At 73.5% G+C, this 16,830-nt stretch carries 16 protein-coding genes and 1 riboswitch; of the genes, 5 read left to right on the top strand and 11 right to left on the bottom strand.

All coding sequences use genetic code 11. The annotated features are described in order from the left end of the window. Nucleotides 1–3: 3 nt before the first annotated feature. The 3 genes from EV376_RS06820 to EV376_RS06810 are packed head-to-tail and all read right to left on the bottom strand — an operon-like array spanning nucleotide 4 to nucleotide 2,794. Complete coding sequence (locus tag EV376_RS06820; protein ID WP_130321280.1) at nucleotides 4–852, bottom strand: menaquinone biosynthesis protein; 849 nt, start codon at nucleotides 850–852, stop codon at nucleotides 4–6. After that, a complete protein-coding gene (locus EV376_RS06815; RefSeq protein ID WP_130321279.1) occupies nucleotides 804–2,171 on the bottom strand; it encodes an MFS transporter in 1,368 nt (455 codons plus the stop codon). Before EV376_RS06815 ends, EV376_RS06820 begins: the two co-directional genes overlap by 49 nt. A gap of 44 nt (nucleotides 2,172–2,215) precedes the next feature. After that, nucleotides 2,216–2,794, bottom strand: coding sequence for a helix-turn-helix domain-containing protein (locus EV376_RS06810; RefSeq protein WP_130321278.1), 579 nt, complete (start codon nucleotides 2,792–2,794; stop codon nucleotides 2,216–2,218). 235 nt (nucleotides 2,795–3,029) lie between these two features. Between EV376_RS06810 and EV376_RS06805 the strand changes: the two genes are divergently transcribed. After that, entirely contained in the window at nucleotides 3,030–5,093 is a 2,064-nt protein-coding gene (locus EV376_RS06805; protein ID WP_130321277.1) for a helicase domain-containing protein, read from the top strand. Here EV376_RS06805 and EV376_RS06800 read toward each other — a convergent pair. The 4 genes from EV376_RS06800 to EV376_RS06785 are packed head-to-tail and all read right to left on the bottom strand — an operon-like array spanning nucleotide 5,076 to nucleotide 7,346. Continuing rightward, nucleotides 5,076–5,678 (bottom strand): hypothetical protein, encoded by a 603-nt coding sequence (locus tag EV376_RS06800; protein WP_130321276.1) that lies wholly within the window; start codon nucleotides 5,676–5,678, stop codon nucleotides 5,076–5,078. The genes EV376_RS06805 and EV376_RS06800 overlap by 18 nt on opposite strands. Before the next feature lie 3 nt (nucleotides 5,679–5,681). Then, the gene (locus EV376_RS06795; RefSeq protein ID WP_130321275.1) at nucleotides 5,682–6,026 is read right to left on the bottom strand and encodes a YbaB/EbfC family nucleoid-associated protein; all 345 of its coding nucleotides are present in this window, start codon (nucleotides 6,024–6,026) and stop codon (nucleotides 5,682–5,684) included. A gap of 15 nt (nucleotides 6,027–6,041) precedes the next feature. After that, entirely contained in the window at nucleotides 6,042–6,968 is a 927-nt protein-coding gene (locus EV376_RS06790) for a WXG100 family type VII secretion target (RefSeq protein ID WP_130321274.1), read from the bottom strand. Nucleotides 6,969–6,977: 9 nt separating this feature from the next. Then, a complete protein-coding gene (locus EV376_RS06785; protein WP_130321273.1) occupies nucleotides 6,978–7,346 on the bottom strand; it encodes a type VII secretion target in 369 nt (122 codons plus the stop codon). A 253-nt stretch (nucleotides 7,347–7,599) separates the two neighbouring features. On the opposite strand from EV376_RS06785, the gene EV376_RS06780 reads away from it, so the two are divergent. The 3 genes from EV376_RS06780 (at nucleotide 7,600) to EV376_RS06770 (ending at nucleotide 10,121) form a co-directional block, all read left to right on the top strand. Beyond that, on the top strand, nucleotides 7,600–8,526 hold the full coding sequence (locus EV376_RS06780; protein ID WP_130321272.1) for an ABC transporter ATP-binding protein: 927 nt from the start codon (nucleotides 7,600–7,602) through the stop codon (nucleotides 8,524–8,526). A gap of 9 nt (nucleotides 8,527–8,535) precedes the next feature. Then, nucleotides 8,536–9,273, top strand: a complete 738-nt coding sequence (locus EV376_RS06775) for an ABC transporter permease (RefSeq protein WP_130321271.1) — start codon at nucleotides 8,536–8,538, stop codon at nucleotides 9,271–9,273. 95 nt (nucleotides 9,274–9,368) lie between these two features. Beyond that, nucleotides 9,369–10,121 (top strand): VOC family protein, encoded by a 753-nt coding sequence (locus EV376_RS06770; protein ID WP_130321270.1) that lies wholly within the window; start codon nucleotides 9,369–9,371, stop codon nucleotides 10,119–10,121. A 110-nt stretch (nucleotides 10,122–10,231) separates the two neighbouring features. Here the strand turns inward: EV376_RS06770 and EV376_RS06765 are convergent, their stop codons facing one another. From EV376_RS06765 to EV376_RS06750, 4 genes are all read right to left on the bottom strand, one after another. After that, a complete protein-coding gene (locus EV376_RS06765; protein ID WP_130328553.1) occupies nucleotides 10,232–10,993 on the bottom strand; it encodes an ABC transporter ATP-binding protein in 762 nt (253 codons plus the stop codon). A 20-nt stretch (nucleotides 10,994–11,013) separates the two neighbouring features. Beyond that, the gene (locus EV376_RS06760; protein WP_130328552.1) at nucleotides 11,014–12,108 is read right to left on the bottom strand and encodes an iron ABC transporter permease; all 1,095 of its coding nucleotides are present in this window, start codon (nucleotides 12,106–12,108) and stop codon (nucleotides 11,014–11,016) included. 31 nt (nucleotides 12,109–12,139) lie between these two features. Further along, on the bottom strand, nucleotides 12,140–13,078 hold the full coding sequence (locus EV376_RS06755; protein ID WP_130321269.1) for an ABC transporter substrate-binding protein: 939 nt from the start codon (nucleotides 13,076–13,078) through the stop codon (nucleotides 12,140–12,142). 82 nt (nucleotides 13,079–13,160) lie between these two features. Continuing rightward, a riboswitch (cobalamin riboswitch) is annotated at nucleotides 13,161–13,292 on the bottom strand. Between the two features lie 66 nt (nucleotides 13,293–13,358). Then, nucleotides 13,359–15,245, bottom strand: a complete 1,887-nt coding sequence (locus EV376_RS06750) for a M14 family metallopeptidase (protein ID WP_130321268.1) — start codon at nucleotides 15,243–15,245, stop codon at nucleotides 13,359–13,361. A gap of 215 nt (nucleotides 15,246–15,460) precedes the next feature. Here EV376_RS06750 and EV376_RS06745 point away from each other — a divergent pair, with 215 nt between their 5' ends. Continuing rightward, nucleotides 15,461–16,813 carry a C39 family peptidase gene (locus EV376_RS06745; protein ID WP_130321267.1) on the top strand — a complete coding sequence of 451 codons (1,353 nt, stop codon included), beginning with the start codon at nucleotides 15,461–15,463 and terminating at the stop codon, nucleotides 16,811–16,813. The last annotated feature ends 17 nt before the right edge of the window (nucleotides 16,814–16,830 follow it).

The raw sequence follows: 16,830 nt of genomic DNA, 5'->3' as shown, positions 1-16,830 counted from the left end.
CGGTCAGCCCTCGAAGAAGGCGGGACCGTCCGGCAGCTCGGGGACGGCGCCGGCTGCGGCGGCGCGGCGGGCGAACTCGCGCAGCCCGGCCACCTGCCGGTCACCGAGGCTGAAGTCGAGCGTACGGAAGTACGTCGCCAGCGTCTCCGCGTCGAAGGACTCCCAGCGGGCGGCCGCCTCGGCCACCTGGTCCAGCTCGGCGAGGCACAGGTCCCGCGAGCGCAGGAACGCCTCGTGCACCTCCTTCGCCAGGCCCGGGTGGGCGGCGGCGAAGTCCCGGCGTACCGCCCAGACCGCGAAGACCATCGGCAGGCCGCTCCACTCGCGCCAGGCCTGCCCGAGGTCGGTCACCGTGAGGCCGCGCTGCGGCGCCTCGTAGAGGGCACGCAACGCCACGTCGCCGATCAGGACCCCGGCGTCCGCCTCCAGCAGCATCTGGGTGAGGTCCGGCGGGCAGCGGAAGTACTCGGGGTGCACCCCGTACCGGTCGGCGAGCAGCAGCTGGGCCAGCAGGACGCCGGTCCGCGAGGTCGAGCCGAGCGCCACCCGGCGCTGGTCCAGGTCGGCCAGCGGCCGGGTGGAGACGACGTTGACCGAGAGCACCGGGCCGTCGCTGCCCACCGCCAGGTCGGGCAGCAGCAGCAGGTCGTCGGCGTTCTTCAGGTACTCGACCAGCGTGATCGGGCCGATGTCCAGGTCACCGGCGACCAGGGCGGCGCTCAACCGGTCCGGTGAGTCCTTGTGCAGGTCGACGTCGATCAGGGCACCGGAGCGCATCAGGCCCCAGTAGATCGGGAGGCAGTTCAGGAACTGGATGTGCCCGACCCGGGGGCGCGCGACGTGCTCGACCATGCCCCGACCGTATCCCCCGTGACCTGGGCCGGCTCGCCGGGTCGGGCGGGAGTGGCCAACACCGCAGCCGCGTGCGGGGGGTCGAGGTCGGCGCGGGGCGTGGCGTTCGCGCCGGCCCGGTCCGGCCGGGCGGCGCGGGCGACGACCGGCACGAACGCCACGACGACGAGCAGGCCCGCCACTCCGAGACCGGCCATCACCGAGCGGGGCGGTGCCACCGCCAGCAGGACACCGCCGATCAGGTAGCCCGCCATGGAGCCGCCCTGCAGGACCGCTCCGTTGACCGCGTACGCCCGGGCGCGCGACGACTCGGGCACCCGCCGCGCGGTGAGCACGTTGGCGAAGACGTTGTCGGCGCCGTTGGCGGCGCCACCGGCCACCCAGAGCGGGATGAGCAGCGCCGCCGCCGGGACGACGGCGGCCAGCGCCACCACCAACGCGCATCCGCCGAGGGTCAGCAGGACCCCACGGACCAGCGCGGGGTCGTCGTTGAGCCGCTTGGCCAGCCGCGCCGCCAGCCAGCTGCCCGGCAGCAGGCCGGCCATCCAGGCGGCGCTGACCAGGCCGTACATGGTGGCCGAGCTGCCCAGGGTCTCCCGGATGAAGAACACCTCGACCACGCTCATGCCGCCGATCGCGGTGATGACCGCCGCCGTCGTCAGCACCATCACCAGCAGCAACGGGTCCCGCCGCAGCCGCCACTCCGGCGCCGGGGCGGCCGCGCCGGGTGCCGCGACCGCGCGCCGGCCACCCCGGCGGGTGCGCAGCAGCAGGCCCGCCGCCACCAGGGCGAGGTAGCACACCGCGTTCAGCAGCAGCGGTACGCGGGTGCCGAACTGGCCCACCAGGAGACCGGCGAGCACCGGCCCGCCGAGGGCGCCGACGGAGACGGCGGTCTGCTGGATGGCGCTGGCCCGGGGCAGGTCCTCCCGGCGGACCATGGCCGGGAGGAGGGCGGCCAGGCAGGGTTGGGTCACCGCGAGCCCGCAGGCGAGCACGCCCACCAGCGCGACGACCGCCATCGGGTGCTCGGTGTGCGCGAGCACCACGCAGATCAGGGACTGGGCGGCACCGACGGCGACCAGCAGCACCCGGCTGTCGACCCGGTCGGCCAGCCGGCCGGTGAGCGGCGCCAGCACCACGAGTGGCAGCGTCGCCGCGAGGAGCAGCCCCGAGACGGCCAGCCCGTCCGCGCCCCGGGCCTGGAGGGCCAGGGCCAGCGCCGTGGTGGCGAGGAACTCCCCGCAGATGGTGGTGCCGCGGGCCGTGGTGGCCAGCCAGACGTCACGCCAGCGCGACGGACCAGTTGTGAAGGACATGTTTCGAAAATAGTCCTTCACAACTGGTCGTGCAAGCCCCGGCCCTATGCCAACGGCACGACCTTGTAGTGGATCGCGACCGCGCGGGCCCCGGCCGGTGGCTCCGGCCGGTTCCGTTTCCGGTACGGGTCGAGCAGATCCGCCACCGACCGGTTCAGCTCCGCCAGCTCCTCGGCCGTCAACACCAGGGTGCTGTCGCTGAACAGCGCCGCCTCGTACCACTCGGTCGGCTCGTCGCCGGCCCGCCGCAACCAGTCCCGGGTCCGCTCCAGTTCGCGGACCGCGTACGCCTCGACGAGGGCCTGCTCGGCGGCCCGGGCCTCCGGACCGGCATCCTGACCGGGGTCGACCATCAAGCCCCGGCCCACGGCTCGCCAGACCCGCTCCCGCGCGTCACCCCGGCTGGGCGCCACCTCGACCAGGCCGAACTTCGCGAGCGCCCGCAGGTGGTAGCTCGTCGCGCTCGGCGACAACCCGACGATCTCGGCGCAGTCGGTTGCCGTCGCACCGCCCTCGTTGGTGCTCAGGTGCTCCAGGATCGCGATCCGGGCCGGGTGGGCCAGCGCCCGCATCACCTGCGGGTCGCTGATCGTCCGGCGCGCCTCGGTGTGCGGCTCGGTCATACCGACATGATCCCGCCGCCCGGGCCGGCCGGGCCAATCACCCCGACGATCGGCATCGCCGGCACGGCGTCGGAGCCGGAAATCGGTGGAGGGGTACGCGACGTCGGCGTAAGCTGGCAGGCCGCTTGACGGCCGAGGTGAGCTTCGCACCGCACCGGACGTCCCCGCGCCGGGCGCCGGCCATCCGCGCCCGGACACGCGAGCGATCAGCCGATGACCTCAAGGGGAAATCAGCGTGACCGCAACCGACCTCAGTCTGGACGACGACCTCGCCGCGGAACGCCAACATCTCGACGTCTCCCGGGCCGCCCTGCGGCGGATGCGCGAGCGTGCCGAGGCGCTCTTCGCCGCCGGCGACACGGTCGCCGGCGACGCGTACACCGCCGAGCAGCTCGGCCGGCATCTCGCCCGCCGGGTCGCCGAACTCGCCGACGACCCCACCACGCCGCTCTTCTTCGGCCGGCTCGACTTCGGCGACGGGGACCCGGACCACACCGGGCGGCGCTACCACGTCGGCCGCCGGCACGTCACCGACGACCTGGGCGAGCCGCTGGTGCTGGACTGGCGGGCCCCGGTGTCCCGGTCCTTCTACCGGGCCAGCGCCCGCGACCCGCAGGGCGTGGCGGTACGCCGGCGCTTCGGCTTCAACAACGGCGTGCTGACCAGCTTCGAGGACGAGCACCTGGACCGGGGCGAGGAGCTGGGGACGGCCAGCCGGATCCTCACCGCCGAGATCGAGCGCCCCCGCGTCGGACCGATGCGCGACATCGTGGCCACCATCCAGCCGGAGCAGGACGAACTGGTCCGGGCCGACCTGGCCGACTCGATCTGCGTACAGGGGGCGCCGGGCACCGGGAAGACGGCGGTCGGCCTGCACCGGGCCGCCTACCTGCTCTACCTGCACCGGGAACGGCTGCGCCGGGCCGGCGTGCTGATCGTCGGGCCGAACCGGGCCTTCCTGTCATACATCGCGGCGGTCCTGCCGGCGCTCGGCGAGGTGGAGGTCGAGCAGGCCACCGTGGAGGACCTGGTCGCCCGGGTGCCGGTGCGCGCGGTCGACGAACCCGCCGTCGCGGCGGTCAAGCACGACATCCGGATGGCCGACGTGCTGCGGCGGGCGGTCGACGCGCACATCGGGGAGCCGGTCGAGCCGATCATGGTCTCCGACGGGTCGTTCCGGTGGCGGATCGGGCTGGACCCGCTGCACCGGGTGGTCGAGGAGACCCGCCGGGAGGGGCTGCCGTACGGCGTCGGCCGGGAACGGGTCCGGGCGCGGGTGGTCGGCCTGCTGCAACGGCAGACGGAGGCCCGCCGGGCCGAGTCGCCGAGCGACGCCTGGCTGCGCCGGATGGCGAGGTCGAAGCCGGTGACCACCTTCCTGGACGCGGTGTGGCCGGCGCTCACCCCGGAGGCTCTGGTCCACGCGCTGCTCGCCGATCCGCAACGACTGGCCGGTGCGGCGGACGGCGTGCTCACCCCCGAGGAGCAGGCCCTGCTCACCACCCCGGGCGCCGGCACCAAGCGGGGCCGGACGCCGAAGGCGACCCGCTGGACCGCCGCCGAGGCGGTGCTCCTCGACGAGGCCGCCGGCCTGATCGAGCGGCCGGCCGGCTACGGGCACGTGGTGGTGGACGAGGCGCAGGACCTCTCCCCGATGCAGTGCCGGGCCATCGCCCGGCGCAGCGAGCACGGCTCGATCACCCTGCTCGGCGACCTCGCCCAGGGCACCGCGCCGTGGGCGGCCCGCGACTGGCGCGAGACGCTGCGCCACCTCGGCAAGCCGGACGCGGCGGTGGTGCCCCTGACGGTCGGCTTCCGGGTGCCCGCCGCGGTGGTCGCGTTCGCCAACCGGCTGCTTCCGTCGCTCGCGGTGGACGTGCCGCCGGCCGAGTCGCTGCGCCGCGACGGCGCGCTCGACGTGCGTACCGTCGAGGATCCGGTGGCGGCAGCGGTGGCCGAGGTGCGGGCGGCGCTGGCGCACGAGGGTTCGGTGGCCGTGATCGCGGCGGACGACACGGTCGACCGGTTGCGGTCCGCCCTCGCCGTGGCCGGCGTCGAGACCGCGACCGCCGACGACCCGGCCGCCGCGGCGCGGGTCACCGTGGTGCCCGCGACTCTGGTCAAGGGCCTGGAGTACGACCACGTCGTCGTGGTCGAGCCGGCGGACATCGTGGCGGCCGAGCCGCGCGGCCTGCACCGCCTGTACGTGGTGCTCACCCGTGCGGTCTCCCGGCTCGCGGTGCTGCACCACGCGCCGCTGCCCGCTCCGCTGACCGGCGGCTCAGCCGGACAGGGCTGAGGCGACCTCCCGCAGCGGCCGGGCGGACTCTCCGAGCGGCACGGTGAAGGCCAGCCAGGACCCGTCGGTGAAGTCGATCCGCAACCGGCGCGGGTTGAGCCTGTACCACCCGACGCGTGCCCGCGCCACGGCCGCCCGGGGCAGCGCGAACCGGATCTCGAGATTGGACCGGGCCCGGTCGTCCTCCGCCTGGCTGGAGGTGAGCGTCATCCGGCCGGTGGTGGCGAGCAGCAGCCGCCGGTCGGTCACCGCCAGGACGCTCTCGCGCAGGTCGGTGACCTTGCCGGCGGTCAGTGCGTGGTGCAGCAGGGACGCCGCCGAGCCGGCCTCGCCCTGACCGCCGAGGCCGAGGAAGAGCCGGGTGACGGCGTCGTCCAGGCCGCCGAAGGTGATGATCGGACTCAGCACGTTGAGCACGACGCCGAGGAAGCCGGGCCCGCCGCGGCCGGCCGTGGGCTGCGGCGGCTGCGGATCCGCGGGGCCCTGCCCCATCCCGCCGCGGGCCGGCGCGAGCGCCCGTACCTGCTCGCCCGGGTCGAGCAGCCGGGCCAGGCCCTCCGCGTACCGCTCCCGATGGTGGTCCACCGCTCAGCGCCCCGCGTCGTCGGCGGCCCCGGCCGGACCGCCCGCCCGGTCACCGATGACCTCGCCCACCAGGTCGCGGACCTGGGCCGCCGCAGCCTCCTGGGCGCGACGGGCCGCGGCGGTGAACTCATCGGCGAGGGTGTACGAATCGAGCCGCATCGCCCGGGCGTCCAGTTCGGACGACAGGATCTTCCCGTCGGCGGCAGCGGTGACCCGCACCAGCCCGGAGTCGCTGACCCCCACCGCGCTGGTCTCCTCGATCTCGCTCAGCCGAGCCGCCAGCTCCCGCTGCCAACCGTCCAGGTTGCGGGCCAGCGCCTCGATCCGGTCCAGGCCGGGAAAGGTCATGTCGTTCCTCTTGCGCTAGTTCAGGATGGAATCGAAGACGTTCTGCACACCCTTGGTGTACGGGCCGAGGTCCTCACGGTACGTGCCGTCCACCAGGTAGTTCCGGCCCTTCGTGCCGTCCGAGACGTCGTGCAGGCCGACGCCGGTGTCCAGCAGCGCCCCGCCCAGACCGGGGATGTTGACCGGGGAGACCTGGTTGATGACGAACTTGCCGGGGAAGAGGGTCTTGAACCGCTCGATCTGGAACGCCCGGCCCTCCGGCGTCCAACCCGACTTGTTCCACATCTTGTACGCCTTCTTCGCCCGGCGCAGCTCCATCACCGCCTGACGGTACTTCGTCAGCAGCTGCGCGACCCGCTGCAGCTTCGTGGCCAGCTTCGCCAGCACCTCGGCGAACCGGGCGACGATCTTGACCATCCGGCCGACCGTGGTGGCGAGCCGGGCCAGCACGCGGACCACCGTCGCGGCCAGCGACACGCCGGCGCTGAGCGCCGCCGCGACCGCCGCGATGATGACCTCGGTGAGGAACCAGAGCAGGAACTCCAGGATCAGCTCGACGAGCAGGTTGAACGCGTCCACCGCCGCGTTCGCCGCGTCGACCAGCACCTCCTTGGTGCCGTCCAGACCGCGGGCCAGCTCCTCGATGGCCTCCTCCACGGACTCCATCGACGCGTGGAAGCTCTCCGCGGCGTCCCCGCTCCAGGCACCCCGCAGCCGGGCCCGGTCGGCGACCTGCCCGCCGGCGATCTCCCGGACCGCCTCCCCGGTGGTCAGGCAGAGCTGCGCCGCCCGCATCAGGTCGTCGGGCTCGCCGGCCACCAGTTCCAGCAACTGCTCGAACGGCCAGAGGACCGCGTTCGACAGCGGCTTGAACGGATCCGGCGTGCCGGACACGATCTGCTCGAAGTACGTCTTGTTGCGGTGCAGCGCCTCGGTGCTCATCCCGCCCCCTCAGTTGGCGCCGAAGCCCGGGCCCGGGGCCACCACGTCCGGAGCCGCGGGGCGGCCCGGCACGAAGAGGCCGGTGTTGGCGACATCGGTGCCGGTGTAGGCGTCGGCGGTGTCGGTCAGCCCCTCGGCGATGTCCGCCATCACCTCGGCGGCGTCCGCCAACCCCTGAAGGCACGCCTCGAACTGCTCCGCGTACGCGGCGGCGAGCCCGAACGACGCCGGCAGCACGCCGAAGGCGTGGCGCGGGACGTGCCCGTCCCCGAACGCGCGGTGCAGCTCGCCGAACCGCTCCGCGCGGTCCCGCGACGCCGCCGCGAACGCGGTCAGCGCCTCCGGCTGGACATCCAACTCCCTGGCCGGACCCGCCAACGAAACCTCCCCGTCTGCTGAGTGCCGGATCAACCGCCGGCGATGCTCACGATAGGCGACCGGTGCCGTCCCGGTTGTCCCGCTCGGCGCGGGCCGCCCTGCGGCGCCGCCCGTCCCGGCCGTCCCGTTCGGCAAGGGCGGGCCGGGCGTGCCCGTCCCGGGCTGTCCCGCTCCGCGGCTGCGGGGTGCCGGCGGTGGCGCCCGGGTGGTAGACCTGGGGGCGCCCGGATGCCGCCACCCCGATGGGAGCACCGTGATCCTCGCCCGTGCCGTCCAGGCGACCCGCCGCTACGGAGACGTGCTCGCCCTCGACGGCGTCGACCTGGAGGTGCGCGCCGGCGAGCTGGTCGGGTTGCTCGGCCCGAACGGCGCCGGGAAGAGCACGCTGCTCAACCTGCTGGTCGGGGTCCGCCGTCCGACGGGCGGCCGGGTGGAGCTGTTCGGGGGCGACCCGCGCGACCCGGCCAGCCGCCGGCTGATCGGCGTGACGCCGCAGGAGACCGGGGTTCCCCGGACGCTGCGGGTGGGCGAGGTGGTCGACTTCATCTCCGCGCACTACCCCGACCCGATCCCGCGCGACGAGTTGCTCGACCGGTTCGGCCTGGGCGAGCTGGCGCGGCGGCAGACCGGCGGGCTCTCCGGCGGGCAGCGGCGGCGGCTGGCCGTGGCACTGGCGTTCGTCGGCCGGCCCCGGCTGGTCCTGCTGGACGAACCGACCACCGGCCTGGACGTGGCGGCCCGGCGCACCCTGTGGGACGCCATCCGCGCCTTCCACGCCGACGGGGGCACGGTGCTGCTGAGCAGCCACTACCTGGAGGAGATCGAGGCACTCGCCCAGCGGGTGGTGGTGATCGGCCAGGGTCGAGTGCTCGCGGACGACACGGTCGACGCGGTGCGGGGCATCGTCGGCGTACGCCGGGTCAGCCTCGTGGCCGACGGTGAGCTGCCCGCGCTGCCCGGCGTCGTCCGCAGCGAGCGGGTCGACGCGCGTACCCACCTGTTCACCGCCGACGCCGACGAGCTGGTCCGGGCGCTGGTCCGGGCCGGGGTCCCGTTCCGCGACCTGGAGGTGCGGCCGACCTCGCTGGAGGAGGCGTTCCTCGCCATCACCACCCCCGAGGGCGGAGCGGCCCCCGCCACCCCGAGCGGTCCGGCGCCCGCCGGCACCGTGAGCAGCTGAGAGGACGCCGTGCAACTCGCCCTGGTCCACGCCCGATACCAGCTGCTGGAGACGCTCCGGATCCCGGTGGCGGTGGTCGGCAGCGCGTTCTTCCCGGCCGCCGCGATGCTCTTCTTCGTGGTGCCGTTCGCCGGGGACGATCCGGTCGGCGCGACCTTCGCCACCGCCTCGATGGTCACCTTCTCGGTGCTCAGCGCCAACGTCTTCCAGTACGGGGTGGGCGTGGCGGAGGACCGCGACCAGCCCTGGGACCCGTACACCCGGACCCTGCCGGCCGGGCCGGCACCACGCTTCGTCGGCCGGATCCTGGCCGGGCTCGCGATCACCTACCTGTCCCTGACGCCGGTGGTGCTGATCGCGGCGACGCTGACCGAGGCGCGGGTCAGCGCCGGGGCGTTCCTGCTGGCGGCCGCCACCGTCGCCGTGGTCTCGGTGCCGTTCACGCTGCTGGGGCTCACCATCGGCTACTCGCTGCCGAGCCGCGCGGCGATCGTGGTGGCGCAGGTGGTCTTCTTTCCGCTCGCCGTCGGCGGTGGCCTGCTCACCGCACCGGACGCGGCGCCCGGCTTCATCGAGGCGGTGGCGCCGTTCCTGCCGACCCGCGGGGCGGTCGAGCTGATGTGGGCGGCGGTCGGCGACTATCCGCTGAACCCGTTGTCGATGACCATGCTCGGAGTCTGGGTCGTGGGGCTCGCCGCGGTGGCCGGCTGGGCGTACCGGCGGGACGAGGGTCGCCGGTTCAGTTGACGTTTCCCCCGTTCACACGCCGGACCAGGCTCCGGCGGTGCCACCATGCGGGCAGGGCCCGCCCGTCCGGCGGCCCCTGACCGAGAGGGGCCCACGTGAGCACCGTCCCGCCGGGTACGCCCTGCTGGACCGACCTGGCCACGCCGGACCTCACCGACGCGCGGCGCTTCTACCCGGAGCTGTTCGGCTGGACCGGCCGGATCGCTCCGGAGCCGGAGGCCGGCGGCTACACCGTCTTTCTGCTGCGCGGGCAGGCGGTGGCCGGTGCCGGGCCGCCGGCGATCCCCGACCAGGTGCCGATCTGGTCGGTGTACTTCGCCACCGACGACGCCGACCTGGTGGCGGGTCGCGTCGAACGGGCCGGCGGGCAGGTCGTGGTGCCGCCCTTCGCGGTGTTCGACCGGGGGCGGATGGCGGTCTTCAGCGACCCGGCGGGTGCGGCCTTCAGTGTGTGGCAGCCGATGGCGATGCCGGGTGGGGAGGTCTTCGGGGTGCCGGGCTCGCTGAGCTGGACGGAGCTGGTCACCCCCGACCCGGAGGGCGCGAAGGTCTTCTACGAGCTGGTCTTCGGCTGGCAGCCGGAGGACCAGCCGACCGGCGGGCACACCGGTTGGCGCCTCGGCACCCAGATCGTCGCCGGGATGACCGCCCCGCTCGGCGACTTCCCGGCGGACACGCCCGCGTACTGGTCGGTGTATTTCGGCGCGGCCGACGTCGACGCCGCGGCCGGGCGCGCCGCCGCGCTGGGCGGCGAGATCCTCGTCCCACCCCGCTCGATCCCGGCGGGCCGCTACACGTCCCTCCGCGACCCCCAGGGCGCCCTCTTCAACACCCTCACCCCGCCCTGACCCCCACCCCACCCCACCCCGCGCGATCTTGCACTTTCGGCCCCCGAAACGCGCTGTTTGCCCTGTTTGTCGGGGCAGCAAGTGCAAGATCGCGGTGAGAGGGGAGGCGGTCAGCGGCGGACGGGGACCACCAGGGGGCCGTGGTCGCCCTCGATGACGCGGACCGTGGCCCGGTAGTGGCGGGACAGGAGCTGCTCCGTCAGGACCGCACGGGGGGTGCCCGTCGCGGCGACCCGGCCGTCGGCCAGCAGCACCATGCGGTCGGCGTACTCACCGGCGATCGAGAGGTCGTGCATGGTGGCCACCACGGTCAGGCCATGGGCGCGCCGGAGCTGGTCGACCAGTTCGAGGACCTCCTGCTGGTGACCGATGTCCAGGGCGCTGGTCGGCTCGTCGAGGAGCAGCAGGCCCGCCCCCTGGGCCAGCGCGCGGGCCAGGAAGACACGCTGCCGCTCGCCGCCGGAGAGGGTGGCCAGCTCCCGGGTGTGGAAGCCGGTGAGGTCCAGCCGGTCCAGCACGTCGTACGCGGCGGTCAGGTCGGCGGCGGACTCCCGGCCCAGCGGCGGGATGTACGGGGTACGGCCGAGCAGGACGTAGTCCAGCACCGACATGCCGGCCGGGACCACCGGGGACTGGGCCACCGTCGCCACCACCCGGGCCCGGTCCCGGCGGCGCAGCGCCTGGATCGGCGTACCGAAGAGGGCGACCGCGCCGGCGGCGGGGAGCAGGCCGCCGACGGCCCGCAGCAGGGTGGATTTGCCGGCGCCGTTCGGACCGATCACCGTGACCCACTCGCCGGGCGCGACGGTCAGGTCCACACCGGCGAGGATCGGTACGCCGTCCAGCCGGACGTGCAGGTCCCGCACCGCCACGGCGGGGGCGGAGTCGCCGCTCACCCGACCACCCCCCGCCGGGTGGTCCGCAGGACCAGGACGAAGAACGGGCCGCCGAGCAGGGCGGTGACCACGCCGATCGGGATCTCCTCCGGTGCGGCGGCGGTCCGCGCGATGACATCGGTCAGGGTCAGGAACGCCCCGCCGAAGAGCATGGACAGCGGCAGGATCACCCGGTAGCTGGACCCGGCGAGCAGCCGCACGGTGTGCGGCACGATGATCCCCACGAACCCGATCAGCCCGGACGCGGAGACGGCGGCCGCGGTGCCGAGCGAGGCGGCGGCGATCAGCAGGTAGCGCGACCGTTGCGGGTGCAGGCCCAGGCTGGTCGCCTCGTCGTCACCGACCGACAGCACGTCCAGCTCGCGCCGGTGCAGCAGCACCACCACGGCGGTGAGCAGGAAGTACGGCAGGACGAGCCGGACGTCGTGCCAGCCGGCGGTGGCGAGCCGGCCGAGCAGCCATGAGTAGACCTGCTGGATGCTGTCCGAGTTGCGCTGCAGGAGGTAGGTCTGCCCGGCGGAGAGGAACGCGGCGACCGCCACCCCGGCCAGGATCAGGGTCGCCGGGGAGCGGCCCCGACCACCGGACGACCCGAGCAGGTACGTCATGAGGACCGCCCCGATCGCGCCGACGAACGCGGCCAGCGGGACGGTGACCGGAAGCCCGGTGATCGCGCCACCGGCCCCCACTCCGGCGGTGATCGCCACGGTGACCGCCAGCCCGGCCCCGGCGGCGACGCCGAGCAGGTACGGATCGGCCAGCGGGTTGCGGAACACGCCCTGGTAGGCGCCGCCGGCCAGGGCGAGCAGCCCGCCGACCAGCAGCCCGAGCACGGCCCGGGGCAGCCGCAGCTCGGTGACGATGGCGATCTCCCGCTCGGTCAGCCCGCTGTCGAGGCGCACCCCCGGAAGGAGGTTGAGCAGCTCGACCGCGACGCTGCCGGGCGGCAGGCTGACCGGACCGAGCGACACGCCCGCGACCAGGGCGACCAGCACCGCGGCCACGCCGATGACCAGCCAGCGCGGGCGGAGGCCCGCCGGCCGGGACGTCTGCGGCGCCGCGGCCGGCGGGCTGGACGGGCCCCTCCTCAACGCCTGCTGCACGGGAAGGTTCCGGCGACCGTCACGCGGGCACCTTGGCGGTCGCCTCGATGATCGTGCGCAGCAGGTCCACGACCCGCGGCCCCCAGCGGGAGGCGATGTCGTCGTCGAGCTCGACGATCTGGTTGTTCTTCACCGCGGTGATCCCCGCCCAGCCGGCCCGGGCCTTGACCGTCTCCGCGCTCTGCTGGCAGCACTTGGTGTCGGAGAGGAAGACGAAGTCCGGGTTCGCCTGGACGATGATCTCCTGGGAGAGTTGCGGGTAGCCCGCGCTCTTGCCGTCCGCGTCGGCCGGGTCGGCGATGTTCGCCAGGCCGGCGAGCGCATAGATCGAGCCGATGAAGGTCTTGCTGGTGGCCGTGTACAGCTCCGGGCCGAGTTCGTGGAAGTAGGTGAGCTTCGCCGGGCGCTGCGGCAGGTCGGCGACCAGCTTCGCGATGTCGTCCTTCATCCGCTGGGCCACGTCGGCGGCCTCGGTGGGGTGCCCGGTCAGCGCGCCCAGGTCGGTGAGCTGGCGGTAGGTGTCGTCCAGGGTGGCGGCGGCCGGCGTGCGGAAGACCGGGATCTTCAGCTTGGTGAGCTGCTCCACGACCTTGTTGCGGTCGTCGGAGAGCACGACCAGGTCGGGGCTCTTGGCGGCGATGGCCTCGGCGTTCGGCTGGAAGCCGGAGAGGTCGCTCTTCGGCGCCTCGGCCGGGTGGTTGGACTGGTCGTCGACGGCGACCACCTGCTTGCCGGCACCGATCGCGAAGAGCATCTCGGTCGCGGTCGGCGCCAGCGAGATGATCTTCTCCGGCTGCTTGTCGAGGGTCAGCGAGCCGACGGTCACCGGGAAGGCGGCGGCGCCCGACGGGCTGCCGCCGGCCGCGGGGGTGTCGGAGGTCTTCTCGGCGCAGGCGCCGAGGGCGAGCGCGGCCACCGCGAGGGCCGCGGCGAAGAGCCGGGGGGTACGTCTGGACATCGGTCCTCCTGTCGGTCGAGGATCTGGTGCTTCGCCGACAGGGAGCCGGGGCGCCCGTCCGCGAGGCGCCCTTCCTCGAGAGCGCGTTTCGCGACCAACCGCAGGCGACCTGGCTCGTCCCCGGGTCTCGGGGCATCACAGTTGCGGGACAGCGCCGGTTTCACACCGGCTTCGCTGCGGGCTGGTCGGTAAGACGGTAGCGCACCCTCCGGACCGTCCCCACTGAGGTGTGGGTGGAGGTGGGGCCCCGCCGGGGGGCGGGGCGGGGCCCCACCTGTTCTCAGGAGGCGGTGATGGTGACGTTGTCCACCGCGGCCTCGACGAGGCTGGCTCCGGAGGCGTCCGCCGCCTCCACCTGGATCCGGACGGACTGGCCGGCGTACGGGGTCAGGTTCAGGCTCGCCACCGCCCAGGAACCGTTGCGGTTGGTCGCCGCGCCGGCCTGGTTGAGCAGGGTGGTGGTGCCGCCGTTGTGCACGACGCTGACCCGGAAGTAGTCGGCCGAGGACGCGTTCGAGCCGTGTGCCAGGTACCACGCCAGGGACAGCGTCAGCGTGCCGCTCGACGGCAGGGTCACCGCCGGGGAGCGGGCGCTGGTCACGCCGCCGTCGATGTCGTAGTCACCCGCGCCGGTCCCGGCGAGCCGGCCGGTGACCAGGTCGTTGCTGCCCGCGTACGGGGTGAGTTGCTTGGCGCCGCTGGAGGTGGTCGCCTGCGCGGCGCCCCGCTCCCACTGGCCGGTGGTCGCGGTGTCGGTGCCGTTCGGGTTGATCGTCCAGCCGGTCGCGGTCTCGAAGGTGTCCGACCAGACCGTGGTGCCGCCGCCACCGCCGCCGCAGTACTGGCTCTGCTTGCCGATCGCCCGGTACGGGCAGTCGGCGTACTCGGCGAGGATCAGCACCGCGTCGCGGTTACGCGAGGTCTCGCGCGGGATGACCTCGTCGGGCGGGTAGAAGCCGCCGCCGCCGGCCGAGCCGGGGTACATCTCGAAGGTGTACGCCCAGATCCCGTGCTGCCCCCACATCCAGTCGATGCTGTCGCCGTCGGTGATGTAGAGGTCACTCGACTGCTGCGGGGTGTAGCCGTTGGTGGCGGCCATCTGCTGGCCGATGGTGGCGAAGGTGTTGTACTGGTCGGCGCTCATCCCCGGGGCGGTGTTGTTGTACGTGTAGCCGAACGGCCACAGCACCAGCTGGGAGTAGGTGTGGAAGTCGATGTTGGCCTTGATCTGCTGCACGCCGCCGACCACCCGGCTGTTGACGAAGTCGCGCAGCGCCCGGGTCTCCGGCGCGGAGAAGGCCGACGGACCCCGGTAGGTCTCCGACGAGGTGGAGCCGGAGGAGCCGCCGCAGCAGCCCCACTGGTACGACCAGTTGCGGTTCAGGTCGGTGCCGACGTATGACGAGCCGCTGTTCGGCTGCCGGTTCTTCCGCCAGGAGCGGTACGAGCCGGTGGCGATGTCGTACTCGCTGCCGTCCGGGTTGACCGTCGGCACGATCCAGAGTTCCCGGCTGTTGACGATGTTGGTGATCCGGGAGTCGCTGCCGTAGCTGTCGGTGAAGAGGTTGAGCAGGTAGACCGCCATCTCGACGGTCAGGTGCTCCCGGGCGTGCTGCTGGGCGTTGATGAGGATCTCCGGCTCGTTCTCGTCGGTCGCGACGTTGTCGGAGATCTTCACCGCCATCAGGTCCCGGCCCTCGTACGAGGTGCCGATGCTGATCTTGCGGGCGATGGTGGGGTGGTCGGCGACCACCTTGTTCACCGCGGCGGTCAGCTCGGCGTAGTTGTGGTAGGCGGAGTCGGCGGGCGGGAAGTCGAGGGTGCCCAGCTCACCGTCGGCGTGCTCGTGGCCCCGGTCGGTGGGCGGTGCGGCGACCGCCTCGAGCCGGAAGCCCAGGCGGGTGATGGCGGCGGCCTCGGCGCTGGTGGCGGAGACGTGCAGGACCCCGTGTTCGGAGTAGTCGATCGCCGCGCCGGTGCGGGCGACCGCGGTGCGGTCGGCCACCGTACGCGGGCCGAGCACCCGGTACTGGGTGGCGGCCGGCTCGCCGGAGCGGTCCGGGCTCGGCTTCGCGGAGACCGGCGGCGCGGCGAGGGTGAGCGTGCCGAGCCCCACGGCGAACACGAGCGCGAGGCGGCGGCGGAGGGTGGGGGTGCGGAAGGCCATGGACAACCTCCTGGGCGGCGCGGGAGATCTTTCCCGCGGGTGGGCACACTCCACCACCCGTCACATGGTCATATCAACATCCATCCATCTCTACTTTCCATGCCAGCCTGATCCTCGCATCGGCAAGTATTTTCGGTCCGTCGACCTATAGCGAAACTTCCCTCCAGGCGAGAGACTGACCGGCGACGATGCCCCACCTCTCCCGTGGAGTACCGATGCACAGACGACGTCTGGGCGCGGCCGCCCTCGCCGGCCTCACCGCGCTCGCCCTCCTCGGCACGACGACACCCGCCGGCGCGGCGCCGCTCGCGGCCCCGGCCGGCCGGCCGGTCGTCCACGACGAACAGATCACCTTCCACGAGTGGTCCCGCTACCCCGACTGGCGTCGCGGCACCCACGCCGGCACGCGGGCGGTGCCCGGCGCCCGCCCGGGCCTGACCCTCGACCGCCCGGCCGGGACCACCACCTACGCCGACCCGCACACCGGGACCACCCGCACCTGGGAGTACGCGACCTGGACCGGACCGATGACCCGGGTCGGGTTCGACGCCACCGAGCTGATCGCCTCCTGGAACGCGGAGACCCCGGCCGGCACCTGGATCCAGATCGAGATGCAGGGCACCTACAACACCGGCGACCAGACCCCGTGGTACGTCATGGGGCGCTGGGCCTCCGGTGACGCCGACATCAAGCGCACCAGCGTGAACCGGCAGGGCGACCCCTGGTCGACGATCTGGACCGACACCTTCAGCATCGACGACGCCGACGCCGGAGTGCTGCTGCGGGCGTACCAGCTGCGGCTCACCCTGTACCGGGCGCCGGGCCAGCGGGCCGCGCCGTTGGTGCGGATGCTCGGCGCGATGAGCTCCACGGTGCCGGACCGGTTCACCGTCACCCCGAGCGCCGGCGGCATCGCCTGGGGAGTCGAGCTGCCCGTGCCCCGCTACTCACAGAACATCCACTCCGGCCACTACCCCGAGTACGACGGCGGCGGCCAGGCCTGGTGCTCGCCGACCTCCACCACCATGGTGATCGAGTACTGGGGCCGGAAGGCGTCCGAAGAGGACACCGCCTGGGTGGACCCGACCTACCCGGACCCGACCGTCAACCACGCCGCCCGGATGGTCTTCGACTACACCTACGACGGCGCGGGGAACTGGCCGTTCAACACCGCGTACGCGGCCAGCTTCCAGGGCCTCGAGGGACGGGTCACCCGGCTGCACTCGCTGGACGAGGTGGAGCGCTTCATCGCCGCCGGCATCCCCGTGGTGACCAGCCAGTCCTTCCTCGCCAGCGAGCTGGACGGGGCGAACTACGGCACCTCCGGGCACCTCTTCGTGATCGTCGGGTTCACCGCCGACGGCGACGTGATCGTCAACGACCCGGCCTCGTCGAGCAACGACGTGGTGCGCAACGTCTACAAGCGGGAGCAGTTCGAGCAGATCTGGCTGCGGACCAAGCGGATCAACGCCAGCGGCGGGGTGTCCGGCGGTTCCGGTGGCGTGGTCTACCTGATCAAGCCCGAGCGACTTCCCTGGCCGCACGTGCCGGGCAGCACCAACTGGTGACGGACCTGGCCGGGAGG

The sequence above is a fragment of the Micromonospora sp. CNZ295 genome (assembly GCF_004217535.1).
The sequence above is the reverse complement of the archived record's forward strand: the minus strand, read 5'-3'. Positions and strand labels throughout refer to the sequence as shown.